The organism is Streptomyces sp. XY006 (assembly GCF_002237655.1).
Classification (GTDB): domain Bacteria; phylum Actinomycetota; class Actinomycetes; order Streptomycetales; family Streptomycetaceae; genus Streptomyces; species Streptomyces levis.
The window spans coordinates 17,706-29,958 of the sequence record NZ_NOKT01000051.1 but is presented as its reverse complement, the minus strand read 5'-3'; the positions used below and the strand labels follow the sequence as shown (position 1 = coordinate 29,958).

At 72.6% G+C, this 12,253-nt stretch carries 9 protein-coding genes, 1 tRNA gene and 1 pseudogene; 2 read left to right on the top strand and 9 right to left on the bottom strand.

What is annotated here, in order from left to right:
- A pseudogene (locus CHR28_RS36090) lies at positions 1-501 on the bottom strand (hypothetical protein); the annotation flags it as partial.
- On the bottom strand, positions 498-1,064 hold the full coding sequence (locus CHR28_RS36085) for a DUF4365 domain-containing protein (protein WP_094057949.1): 567 nt from the start codon (positions 1,062-1,064) through the stop codon (positions 498-500). The pseudogene CHR28_RS36090 and the gene CHR28_RS36085, both read right to left, overlap by 4 nt.
- A gap of 170 nt (positions 1,065-1,234) precedes the next feature.
- On the opposite strand from CHR28_RS36085, the gene CHR28_RS36080 reads away from it, so the two are divergent.
- Positions 1,235-1,963 (top strand): 3'-5' exonuclease, encoded by a 729-nt coding sequence (locus tag CHR28_RS36080; protein WP_094057948.1) that lies wholly within the window; start codon positions 1,235-1,237, stop codon positions 1,961-1,963.
- Between the two features lie 95 nt (positions 1,964-2,058).
- Here CHR28_RS36080 and CHR28_RS36075 read toward each other — a convergent pair.
- Both CHR28_RS36075 and CHR28_RS36070 read right to left on the bottom strand, forming a co-directional pair.
- Positions 2,059-2,130, bottom strand: a tRNA-Val gene (locus CHR28_RS36075).
- A gap of 39 nt (positions 2,131-2,169) precedes the next feature.
- A complete protein-coding gene (locus CHR28_RS36070; RefSeq protein WP_094057947.1) occupies positions 2,170-2,616 on the bottom strand; it encodes an SRPBCC family protein in 447 nt (148 codons plus the stop codon).
- Between the two features lie 61 nt (positions 2,617-2,677).
- Between CHR28_RS36070 and CHR28_RS36065 the strand changes: the two genes are divergently transcribed.
- Complete coding sequence (locus CHR28_RS36065) at positions 2,678-5,098, top strand: SCO7613 C-terminal domain-containing membrane protein (protein ID WP_094057946.1); 2,421 nt, start codon at positions 2,678-2,680, stop codon at positions 5,096-5,098.
- Between the two features lie 7 nt (positions 5,099-5,105).
- Here CHR28_RS36065 and CHR28_RS36060 read toward each other — a convergent pair whose 3' ends face one another.
- From CHR28_RS36060 to CHR28_RS36040, 5 genes are all read right to left on the bottom strand, one after another.
- Complete coding sequence (locus tag CHR28_RS36060) at positions 5,106-7,841, bottom strand: exo-rhamnogalacturonan lyase family protein (protein WP_094057945.1); 2,736 nt, start codon at positions 7,839-7,841, stop codon at positions 5,106-5,108.
- A gap of 118 nt (positions 7,842-7,959) precedes the next feature.
- The gene (locus CHR28_RS36055) at positions 7,960-8,550 is read right to left on the bottom strand and encodes a hypothetical protein (RefSeq protein ID WP_094057944.1); all 591 of its coding nucleotides are present in this window, start codon (positions 8,548-8,550) and stop codon (positions 7,960-7,962) included.
- An 8-nt stretch (positions 8,551-8,558) separates the two neighbouring features.
- Entirely contained in the window at positions 8,559-9,482 is a 924-nt protein-coding gene (locus CHR28_RS36050) for a carbohydrate ABC transporter permease (protein ID WP_094057943.1), read from the bottom strand.
- The gene (locus CHR28_RS36045) at positions 9,479-10,480 is read right to left on the bottom strand and encodes a carbohydrate ABC transporter permease (RefSeq protein ID WP_179272685.1); all 1,002 of its coding nucleotides are present in this window, start codon (positions 10,478-10,480) and stop codon (positions 9,479-9,481) included. Before CHR28_RS36045 ends, CHR28_RS36050 begins: the two co-directional genes overlap by 4 nt.
- Entirely contained in the window at positions 10,480-11,769 is a 1,290-nt protein-coding gene (locus CHR28_RS36040; RefSeq protein WP_094057942.1) for an ABC transporter substrate-binding protein, read from the bottom strand. Before CHR28_RS36040 ends, CHR28_RS36045 begins: the two co-directional genes overlap by 1 nt.
- Between the last annotated feature and the right edge of the window lie 484 nt (positions 11,770-12,253).

The following is a 12,253-nucleotide window of genomic DNA, read 5'->3' as shown; positions in this document are numbered from 1 at the left end:
CGCGGCGGCGCGGCGGTGGCGGGCGCCGTGGTAGCCGGCGCGCGCCCGGCCGGCGAGGGCCGCGGCGAGCAGCATCCGGCGGGCGGCGGCGCGCAGCCGCTCCTCGGCCGTCCAGGGCGCCGCTCCGGCGGGCCCGGCGGGGACGTCCTGCCACCAGCGGATCTCGTCGCTGGGCACGGCGAGGGAGACGAGGACCTCGCGGGCGGAGGGCGCGCCGCTGCGGGAGAGGGCGAGCAGGGCCTCGGCGAGCAGGTCGTCGCTGTCGGGGAAGGCGCGGCTCTCGGGCACCAGCAGGCTCGTGCCGCCGCCCGGCCCGGGCGGGGTCCAGCGGCCGTAGCGCCCCGGGGCGCCGCCGCGGCGCTGCCAGCCGTGCCGCCGCAGCAGGGCGCCGAGCACGGCCGGGTCGACCGCGCCGGGCTCGGGCGGCGAGCCGCTCCAGGCGGCGTCCATGGGGTGGGGCCGGACGGGCCGGGCCGGTTCCTCGGTCGGGCGGTGGGTCACGGTCTGCCTCCCGTCCCGACCCGGGTCATGATCTCGCACAGCGCCCGGTCGTCGAAGATGCGTGAAGTCGGTATGCGCACGGTGGTGCGGCGGCGGCCGGTGAGGGGGTGGCCGGCGAGGTTGGTCCAGTAGCAGCAGTGCCTCAGGTCGAGCCGGTCGTGGCCGGCGCGCAGCCAGTCGTCCTGGGAGCGCGGCACCAGCATCACCACCAGGATCTTGTGCACGGAGACGGGGGTGCGGGCGAGCTTGGCCAGGTGGTCGTTGTCCAGCGTGAAGGAGAAGGCGCGGCCCGGCGGGTGGGGCGGCACCTGGTAGGTGGCCTTGAGCTGCACCTTGATGGTGACCTCGTCGTCGACCGTGTGCCCGGGGGCGCTGTGGCTGACGTGCCAGTCGATGCCGTTGTCGGGAAAGGGCTGCGACAGCGAGCAGCCGGTGGCCGCCGCGACGGCGTGCAGATAGCCGACCTGCAGTGTCTCCATGCAGGCGGTGGTGGCGAGAGAGCCGCGAGAGGCAGCCGTGCTCCCGGGCAGCAGCCCGCCCCGTTCGGGCTGCGCTATGGCCATGGCCCAACAGCCTTCCAGAACAAGTGATTCCCCGCTGCGGGCCGCTGAACTGCACCGACCCGTACTCCTGTTGTCTCCTTCCGGCGTACGGCGCAAACAGCCCGGGTATCACCGGATCGGGCAGCGGACGGTACGTCAACTGCCGAAGGTGAACGAGGGGTTGTGTGGCTATGACGACGTGCTGGTTCGAAGGGCCGCTGGCCGCCTTCGACACGGAGACGACGGGCGTGGACGTCGAGACCGACCGGATCGTGTCGGCCGCCGTCGTCGTCCAGGACGCGCCGGGCATGCGGCCCCGGGTCAGCCGCTGGCTGGTGAACCCGGGGGTGCCGGTGCCCGCGGAGGCGACGGCGGTGCACGGGCTGACGGAGGATCACCTGCAGCGCAACGGCCGCTGGCCGGCGCCGGTGATGTACGAGATAGCCGAGGTGCTGGCCGAGCAGGCCCATGTCGGCCGTCCGGTCGTGGTGATGAACGCGCCGTTCGACCTGACCATGCTGGACCGGGAGTTGCGCCGGCATCGCGCCTCGGCGCTCGGCCGCTGGTTCGAGGCGGCGCCGCTGCTGGTGCTCGACCCGAGGGTCCTGGACAAGCACCTGGACCGCTACCGCAAGGGCCGCCGCACCCTGACCGACCTGTGCGCGCACTACGGCGTCGCCCTGGAGGGCGCGCACGACGCGGCGGCGGACGCCGTGGCGGCGCTGGAGGTGACCCGGGCGGTGGGCCGCCGGTTCGCGTCCCGGCTGGAGCGGCTCGCACCCGGCGAACTGCACACGCTGCAGGCGGTGTGGCACGCGGCGCAGGCGCGGGGCCTGCAGGCGTGGTTCGCGCGCAGCGGTGTGGACGAGGCGGTCGATCCCGCCTGGCCGCTGCGTCCGGATCTGCCGGCGGCGGCCTGAGCGCGCGGCGCGGGACAGCGGCGAGCGGAAGCCCGGGGCGGCACCGGGCGGGCATGAAAAAACCGGTCCGTCTGCGACGGACCGGCTGTTTCCGGTGGGCGATACTGGGTTCGAACCAGTGACCTCTTCGGTGTGAACGAAGCGCTCTCCCACTGAGCTAATCGCCCGGGAACGCACTGAACAATACAGGTCCCGGCGCGCTTCCTTCAAACCGTTCGCAGGTGCCGGAGCAGTCCGCGCCGCCCGGACCGCATCATCAGGGCGTGGTTGGCGCGGAAGACGGGCCGTCCCGGTACGGCGAACCGCCTCAGCAGGGGCTTGGTGACGGTCACCACCTGGTCGTACCGGGCGAGGCTGCCCGTGCCGCGGGGCGTGACCGTCCAGCGCGCCCAGCCCTCGATGTCCCCGGACACGGCGATCTGCAGCACCCCGGCCCCGGGGTCGCGCCGCACCTCGCGCGCCGTGAAGGTCATGTCGTAGGGCAGGACGGAACGGATGCGGACGACCCCGGAGGTGTCGTCGAGGCGGGTCACCTCGCGGACCTGGCGCCACCAGCGCGGGTAGTCCTCGGGGCGCTCCAGCGCCTCGTACACCGCGGCGGGCGGTGCGGGCAGGGGCCACAGGCTGCGGAAGCGGTAGTGGTTCCAGTCCATGTCCGCAGTGTGCCCACTCGGGGCGGGGACCGGCTGAGTACGCGCCTGAGTATCCGCACTCATGTCCCGCGGGGTGACGCCGGACACACTGCGTGCCATGACGCACTTTCCGCCCCCGGCCGAGGAACTGCGGCTCCTCGACGCCGAACTCCGGCAACTGGACGCCCGGCGCTCCCAGTTGCTGGCTCGCCGCGCCTGGCTGGTCGCGGCCCTGCAGCAGACGGGGCAGCCGTCGCGGCCCTGGGCCCAGCCGCGGACGCCGTCCGCCGCACCGCCTCGGCCGGAGACGCCCGCGCCCAGCGTGCAGAACGTGCTCCTGGTCCTCGGCGGTGTCCTGCTGACCCTCGCGGCCGCGGTGTTCACGCTGGTCAGCTGGGGCCACATGGGCATCACCGGGCGGGCGCTGGTGCTCGGCGCGGTGACGCTGGCCGCGCTCGCGGTGCCCGTGGTGCTGCTGCGGCGGGGGCTGCGGTCGACGGCCGAGTCCGTGGCGGGGCTCGGCCTGGCCCTGACCGTGCTGGACGCGTACGCGCTGCACGCGGCGGCCCTCTCCGGGACGGACGGGACCGCGTACGCGGCGGCCGCCTCGGCCGTGCTGGCCGTCGGCTGGGCGGCGTACGGTCTGCTGCCGGTCACGGCCGCGCTGCGGCTGCCCCGGCCCGCGGCCCTGGCGGCGGCCCAGTTCCCGCTGCTGCTGGGGGCGCTGGCCGCCGACGCGGAGCCGGCCGTGATCGCGGCCGCGCTGCTGGTGACGGCCGGGCTGGACACGGTGGTGACCCTGCGCGTGCCGGCCGCGTCGGTGCGGATCGCGGCGGTCGTCGGCGCGTACGCCACGGGCGGCTCGGGTGTCCTCGTCGCCGGCTGGCTCTCCTGGACGGCGGGCGGGCCGGGCACTGCAGCCCGCGCCGGTGCGCTGCTCCTGTTCGCGGCGGGGATCGCCCTGGCCGCCGCCTGGCGCGGCACGGCAGCCGCGCACTCCCTCGGCCTGACGATCGCCGCGGGGCTGCTGGCCGTCGCCGCGCTCGGCGCGGTGCCGCGCACGGTGGTGCCGCCGGAGTGGGTCGTCCCGGTCCATCTGGCCGTCGGTGCCGCGCTGCTGGCGGTGCTCCGGGCCGTACGGCTGCCGGACGCGGTGCGGCACGGTGGCGTCTGGGCCTCGGCCGCCGTCCAGGCGCTGGCCCTGCTGTGGACGCTGCCCGTCCTCGCCCTCGTGGTGCTGGGGCCGGCCGGGTGGCTCGGCCGGGTGTGGAACGGCGCGCCGTCGGACGCCCGTGCGGCGGTCACCGTGGACGCGCCCTGGCCGCCGGACGCGGAGACCGCTCCCCTGGTGCTGCTCGTGGTCGCGGCGGTGCTCGCGCTGGTGGTCCGCGCGGAGCAGTGGCGCTCACGCGCCCGCCTCGGCGCGCTCGGCCTGCTGTGGGCGGCGGCGCTGATGCTGCCGGCGATCCTCGACGTGCCGTACGCGGCCGGGGTGTCCGTCCTGGTCGTCCTGACGGCGGCCGCCCTGTACACGGGCCGGACCGCGGTGCCCCAGGCACGGCTCACCGCCCTGCTCCTCGCGCTGGTCACGGCCGTCGACCTCACGCTGGTCTCCCTCGCCTCCCAGGACGCCACACTGGTCGTGCTGGCCGTGCTGACGGCCCTGTTCGCGGCGTTCTCGTGGCGGACGGGACTGACGCGCTTCACGGCTCCGGCCGCCCTGGTGTACGCCGCCGCGCTGGCCTCGGCCACGGGTGCCGCTGCGGACTGGCCGCCGGCCCGTACGGCGCTGCTGGTGCTGGCCGTGCCCGCTGCCGCCGCCCTGCTCGCGGCGCGTCTGGCCGAGCCCGTGTCGGTCGTGGCGGTGGAGAGCACGGCCGCCGCCACCGGCCTGCTCGCCGTGGGCCTCGCGGTGACCGACCCGCCGCTGCTCGCCCTGGTGCTGGCCCTGTGCGGTGTGATCGCCGCGGGCACCGCGCTGCGCCCGGGCCGCCGTCCCGTCGGCTACGCGGCCGCCGCCCTGTTCGTGCTGGCCGCGTGGGTGCGCCTGGCCGCCTGGGACGTCTCCACGCCCGAGGCGTACACGCTCCCGGTGACCGTCCCGGCGCTGCTCGTCGGAGCCCTGCGCCGGCGCCGCGACCCTCGGACCTCCTCGTGGACGGCGTACGGCGCGGGACTGACCGCGACCCTGCTGCCGAGCCTGGCCGCGGCCTGGGGCGACCCGCACTGGACGCGTCCGCTGCTGCTGGGCACGGCGGCCCTGCTGGTCACCCTGCTGGGCGCCCGGCACCACCTCAAGGCCCCCCTGGTGCTCGGCGGCTCGGTGCTGGCCCTGGTCACCCTGCACGAACTCGCCCCGTACGTCGTGCAGGTCACCGGGGCGCTCCCCCGCTGGGCGCCGCCCGCCCTCGCCGGGCTCCTGCTGCTCGCACTCGGGGCGACGTACGAGCAGCGGATCCGGGACGTGCGGCGGGTACGGAACGTGCTGGGCAGGATGAACTAGCCGCCGGCTACGGCATCCTGTCCCCGAGCAGGGCCAGGTTCTCGATCGCGGCGAGGCCGTACAGCGAGGTGTCGTTGGTGGAGACCCACGGCGCCTCGCTGCCCGGCACCAGCGTCAGCGGGCCGCCGAGCTTCTCGGTCCTCCAGGGCGCGGACTCCTTGTATCCGTCGGAGTTGTAGAACTTGTCCCAGGCGCGGCGGGCGAGTTTCTCGTCGCCGCTGCGGACGGCGGCGTAGGCGTCGAGGCGCGAGTGGCCCTGGAAGAGGATCAGGGAGCCGAAGTTGCTGCCGTAGCGGGCCGCCTGTTCGGCCTTGGTGGCGTTGAAGTAGCGGCAGTAGTCGAGGTAGGCGTCCGTGAACTCCGGCATGTCGACGAGGTCGATGAGCTCGGCGCACAGTTCGTTGAGGCCGAAGACGGCCGACAGGTGCGAGACCTCGACCTTGGGCTGGGCGGCGACGGCGAACCGGCCGGTGTCCAGGTCGTACAGACCGCTGCCCTGCACGAACCCGTTGGGCTGGGCGGCGATGGTCTCCATCGTGGACAGCACACGGGCCCTGGCCTTCTCCCACTTGGGGCCCTTGCGCTCCCACTCGGTCAGCCACGCCGATACCAGGCCGCTCCAGTCGGTGCCGAAGCCGATCGACAGGGCGTGCCGGTCGGGCGTGTACGGCTCGGTGCGGATCTTGCGGATCGGGTCGAGGACGAGGAACGTCTCGTCGGAGTCGACGTTGGCGTGCATGAGGTCGCCGACGCGTTCGTCGGCGGTGAGGAAGTAGTAGTAGCGCCGGTACGTGGTGTTGGCGATGCGCTGCTGCTTGGCGCTGTCGGCCCAGTGCTGCACCCCGTGCCGGGTGCCGAGGCCGGCCCACGTGCCCAGGTGGTAGACGTCGACCTCGCCGGTGTGCCGCGTCATGGCCTCGGCGAAGCGGAAGATGTCCGCGCGGCCCGAGCGCAGGTAGGCGTACCAGAGCCACAGGTCCGGCGACAGCTCGGAGTTGTCCCAGGCGTAGCCGCCGACGTCGTAGCGCCACTGGTGGCGGACGGTGTCGTAGGTGTGCATGATGTCGCCGTAGTCCCAGAAGCCGTACCACCGGCGCATCTCCACCTGGTCCTTGTAGTAGGTGAAGAGGAAGTCCAGGTGGTCCTCGATCTTCGCCTTGGCCGGGGTGGAGCGGTCGGGTTCGGCGAACAGGCCCTTGCCGAAGACGCCCGCCTCGATGAGCTGTCTCGGCGGGGCGGCGAGCTGCGGCAGGACCCGGACGGCCTCGATCTGCTCGGCGAGCGTCTCGGCGCCCGGGGTGGAGGCGTTGGCCCAGAACAGCAGCTCGGAGGTGCGGGCGATGCCGTGGGGCGTGCCGAACCCGGGCTCGTAGTCCTCGTAGGTGATGTTCAGGCCTTCGAGCTGCTCGGGGAAGGTGTCCTGGCCCATGCCGTCGTGGTAGAAGCGCAGGTCCATGGGCTGTGCCTCGGGGGACCAGAGCCAGAGGGTGACCTCGGCGGCGTCGGTGTGGGCGTCGCGGATGTCGAGCTGGGCGGGGAACTTCTCCCAGAAGTCGCGCAGGCCGAAGGAGAGTCCGCCGCTCGCTCCGCCGACGTAGCCGAAGCCGGAGGCGCGCCGTCCGCCGCCCGCGCCGATCCAGCCGTAGCCCTTCCTGGTGCGCTTGCGCAGGGTGAAGCCGTCGGCGGAGAGCTGGGAGAGGGTGTAGTCGCCCCACTCGGGGATGTACTGCAGGCGGGTGGTGACCCGCTGGTCCCAGGTGGCCGGGTCGGGCAGCTTCTTCCCCTCGTACTGGGCCGCCTGCACGGCCGCGCCCGGGTCGCGGCGCAGTCCGGTGACGCCCTTGACGGCCTCGCGCAGCAGGCCGGTGCCGTCGCCGCCGATGCGGATGTGACGGTCGTAGGCCGCGTCGCGCATCGGCACGGTGAAGCGGACGCCGAGGCCGCGGACGAAGTCGCCGGACGCCTTGCCCGGCCGCTGGGTGCCGTCGTAGGTGATGGTGTGCACCATGCGGAAGGAGTCGGCGCCCGCGTAGAAGTAGAGCCGGACGGAGAACGGCAGCCAGCCGCGGTCGCCCTTGCGGTGCTTGCCGTCGATGCGGACGACGGCCCGGACCGGGCCCTCCTGTTCGACCCGGACCGTGGAGAGGACGCCGTCGAAGCGCTCGGTGCGGACCGTGCCCTGGTCCCCGTCCTCGAACTCCGGCTGGCGGATCAGCACCAGCCGGCCGTTGCGGGCGATCTCCGTCGAGCCGCGGGTCACCGACTTGACGAGCGTGGAGCCGGACGTGGCGATCCGCGCGGTGATGACACCGGTCGACACGTCGATGGTGCCGCCGCTCCGGTCGACGGTGACCTTCTTCTCGGGCGCGGCGGGTGTGCCGGCCCGCAGGGTGAGCTTGCCGTTGCCCGAACCGACCGCGTGCGCGGTCCACTTGAGGGAGCCGTCGGGCCAGTAGGCGATCGGCCACGACTGCACGGGGACGGCCGTGCCGTCCGCGTCGGTGAGCGCGAAGGTCTGGTCCTCCTGGTACGCGCCTCTCGGCCAGGGCACGCCGACGGTGGAACCGGGGGCGGCGCCGAGGCCGCCGTCCTCCAGCCAGTCCAGGACCACCGGGCCGGCGCCGGCGGGCGCGGCCAGGGGCGTGGCCCGGGCGTCCTGCGCCCCCACCGCCCAGCTGAACTGGGCGGCGGCTCCGGCCACGGCGGCCGCCTTGAGCAGGGATCTGCGGGGGATGGGAGACATGGGGGCAGCTGCCTTTCCTCGTCCGTACGGGAAGCGAATCCGTGCATTGCATTCGTCAGGGGCATGACAGAAAGGGGCACGGCGCCGGGGCGCCGGCCGGGGCAGGCTGGGGCCGCCGTCAGCGGTGCCGGTACCGCTCCTCCACGGCGACGGCCGCCGCCGCGACGGCCCCGAGGACGGGGATCGCCAGCGGCGTCGCGAACCAGGCGGACAGGGGCACCACGGCCAGCCCGCCGACGAGCAGGAAGGACCCTGCCGGATCCAGCACGGTCCGCCGCCCGGCGTGCGCGAGCAGCGTGCGCCAGCGGGCGCCCGGCTCCCAGACCGCCGCAGCGCGCAGCCCGGCCACGACCAGAGCGATCAGCGCCACGACCCCGACGGCCCCGGCGAGCGGCCCGCCCGGGATGCCGGCCCGGGCCGCCTGGACGTCCACCCAGACCGCGGCCGCCGCCGCCCATCCGGCGAGGCCCGCGAGCCATCCGCGGCGCAGGGCCGTGGGGAAGTCGGCGACGAACGCCCGCAGGCCGCCGCCCTCGTGGGCGATGCGTCGCCTGAGGTGCCGCGCCCCGGCGGCGAAGGCCGCCGGGTACGTCACCACGCCCAGCGAGGCGACCGCGATCCACACGCCGGTCAGCAACGCCTCGGCGAACACCGCGAACCGCTCCGCGAGCAGCGACTCACCACGTGCCTTCACCCGTGTCCCGGCCATGCCCGCCCTCAGCCCTTCAGACCCGACGTGGCCATGCCGTCGATCAGATAGCGCTGGAAGGCGAGGAAGAAGGCCAGGACCGGCAGCAGCGCGACCAGTGACATGGCGATCATGCCGCCGTAGTTGGCCACGGCGTCCTGGTCCACGAACATCTTCAGCCCCAGCGAGACGGTGTACTTGTCGGGCTCGTTCAGGTAGATCAGCGGGCCCATGAAGTCGTTCCAGGCGTTGATGAACGTGAAGATCGCGCTGGTGATCAGGGCCGGGCGGCACAGCGGCAGCACGATCGACCAGTAGATGCGCGCGTGCCCGCAGCCGTCGAGCCGTGCGGCCTCGTCGAGCTCCTTGGGCAGGTTGCGCATGAACTGCACCATCAGGAAGACGAAGAAGGCCTCCGTGGCCAGGTACTTCCCCAGCAGCAGCGGGGTGTAGGTGTTGATCATCTCCATGTTGCGGAACAGCACGTACTGCGGGATCAGCAGCACGTGGTACGGCAGCAGGAGCGTGCCGATCATCAGCGTGAACAGCAGGTTCCGGCCCGCGAACCTGATCTTCGCGAAAGCGTACGCGGTCAGTGAGCAGGACACCAGGATCCCGATCACGGAACCCACCGCGAGAACGAGCGAGTTGACGAAGAACGTGGAGACGGCGATGTCCGCGATGCCCTCGCCGAGCCGGGTGTAGTTCGTGGCGATCGGGTCGCCCGGGAAGAGGTCCAGGCTGCCGACGATGTCCTCGCTCCTCTTGAACGAGGCGCCGACGACCCAGACCACCGGGTAGAGGATCACCCCGAGGATCAGCAGGGAACCGACGTGCCAGGCGACGGACCCGGGGAGCCTCCGGCGGAAGGCTCCGGAGCCGGGCGTGCCGGCCCGCGTGGCCTGCGGGGGCGCCCCCTGATCGAGCGGAGCCGAGAGATCCGGGGAGCTCATGCGGCGCCCTCCTCGTAGTGCACCCAGCGCTTCTGGGACCAGAACAGCACCGCCGTCACCAGGGCGACCGCGATCAGCAGCAGCCAGGCCATGGCGGAGGCCAGGCCCATCCGGCTGTTCTCGAAGCCCTGGACGTAGAGGTAGCAGGTGTAGACCATCGAACCGTCGGCCGGACCGCAGGCGTTGCCTCCGGCGCCGCCGCCGACGATGTACGCCGAGCTGAAGATCTGGAAGGAGTGGATCGTCTCCAGCAGAACGTTGAAGAAGAGGACCGGCGAGATCATCGGCAGGGTGATGTTCCAGAACCGCCGCAGCGTGCCGGCGCCGTCCACCTCGGCCGCCTCGTACAGCTCCCTCGGGACCTGCTTCAGACCGGCGAGGAAGATGACCATGGGAGCGCCGAACTGCCAGACGGTCAGCGCCACCAGCGCGTAGATGATCATGTCCGGGTCACCGGTCCAGCCGCCGACGTCGATCCCGAACAGCTGCTGCGTGCGGTCGACGACCGCGTCGTCCGAGAAGATCGCCTTCCACACGATCGCGACGGACACGCTCGCGCCGATCAGCGACGGCGCGTAGAACGCGGCCCGGTAGAAGGCCTGCCCGCGCCGCTTCTGGGCGAGGAGCAGCGCCACACCGAGCGCCGCGATCAGCTTCAGGGGCGTACCCACGACGACGTACCACAGCGTCACCTGCACCGAGTGGCGCCAGCGCGGGTCGCCGAACATCTCGGAGAAGTTGTCGAGGCCGATCCACCGCGGCGGGTCGAACAGGTTGTAGTCGGTGAACGCGAAGTAGAGCGAGGCGACCATCGGGCCCGCTGTCAGCAGCAGGAACCCGGCGATCCAGGGGGACATGAAGAGGTAGCCGGCCAGGTTCTCCCGGCGCCGCCGCCGCTTGAGGGCGGCGGGGCGCGCGGGCTTCACCGGACCGTGCCGCGGCTCGGAGTCCCGGGACAGGGCCTCCCGCGCAGGGGCGTGTGTCACGGTGGTTCCCATCAGGTGCCGAGAGCCGTCTTCGACTCGGTGAAGAACTGCTGTACGGCCTCGTCCACCGACCTCTTGCCCAGGCCCAGTTCCTCGGCGATGCGCAGGAACGCGGACTCGCAGATGTCCGCGCCGTTCGGGTGCGGGGTGATGGGCTCCAGGACCCCGGCCTCGACGAGGGACTCCTCGTAGGCGGCGATCGCCTTGTTGACCTCGTCGGTCGGCTGGTAGGCGTCGAACTGCGCCTGGGTGGCGGGCACCCCGCGGTCGTAGCCCATGATTCTGGCGACCTCGGGGTCGTGCACCATGAAATCGATGAACTGCGCGACCTCCTTGGGGTGCCGGGTGCGCTTGGAGGCGCTCAGCATGAGCGAGCCGAGGTACTGGCCGGTCTTCTTGCCGTCGGTGGTCGGAATCGGCGCCAGGGCGTACTCGCTCTTGCCCTCGGCGCTGTAGCGCACGGTGAAGTTGTCCCAGGTGAACTCGCTGCCGCAGAGCTCCGCGGCGAGCGCCGACTTGGGCTTGATCTGGGCGACCTTCTTGGGGTCGGCGTAGAGCCCCTGCTCGACGCCCTGCTCGGCCCTGGTCCACCAGTCCGTCAGGTCCGCCTCGGTGAAGCCGAGTCCGTCCGCGGTGAAGAAGGCCTTGCCGTTCTGGCGCAGATAGAGGTCGTAGAGGTACATGACGCCGTACATGCCGCTGTCCCCGGCGCGGCCCGTTCTGTCGCGGATCTTCCGCATGCCCGCTTCGAAGTCGTCCCAGGTCCAGCCCTGCTCGGGCTTCACGCCGGCCTTGGTGTAGACGGGCTTGTCGATGACGAGGGCCATCGAGTTGGAGCCGACGGGGACACCGAGGAGCTTGCCGTCGATCTCGCCGAACTTCTCCAACCCGGCCCGGAATCCCTCCATCCGGAGGTGGCCTGCCTCGACCTGCTCGCCGAGATCGAGCAGGACGTTCTTCGCGTCGTATTTACGGAGGAAGCCGACGGCATTCTGGAAGACGTCCGGTGGATTTCCGCCGGAGGCTTGGGTGTTGAACTTCTTCCAGAAGTCGAGATAAGGCTGGAAGTCCGTTTTCACCTTGATCTTCGGGTACTTCTTCTCGAAGAGCGCGATCGTCTTCCTGATTCTCTGAGCCCGGTCCTCCGCGCCCCACCACGCATAACGGATCGTCACCGTCCCGTCCGCGGAGACCCCTCCGTCACCACCGCAGCCGGTGGTCGCGGCCAGGCCCAGCGTCGCCGCCGTGGCCCCGGCCGCCTTCAGCACCGTTCGTCTCTCAACATTCCTGCCGTTCACCACGGTTGGACCTCCCCGCACGTTGCCCCGCTCGCATGAATCGTTTCAAGTAAGCGCTTGCTGGCACAAGGTACGGAGGGGCCGATGGTGCGTCAATGATTCGGACAAGAATTTCTCGCCGAGGGCGCGGGGCGCCGGGCCGGGCGAGGCGGCCGGGGTGAGTGCGGGGTGCGGGGACGTCGCTGGTGGGGTGCGTGCGGCCGACGGGGCGGACGCGGCGGGACCGGCCGGACGGGATCCGGCGGCGACCGAAAGGCGACGGTGACGCGGAGGCAGCCGCGGGACGAACGGTGTCCGTTTCCGGCCAGACCGACGGTGCCGCCGGACACGGAACGGAGCGTGACGAAGGCGGGCGGACCTGCGGATCTTGCGAGACGCGGGCGGGCCGGCCAGGCCGTGCCGGGTCGCGCGCGGCGCGGCCGGACGGACGGCCGGGTCGGGCGGTCGGACGGGCGGGCTAGCCGGACGGGCGAGTCGGACGGACGGA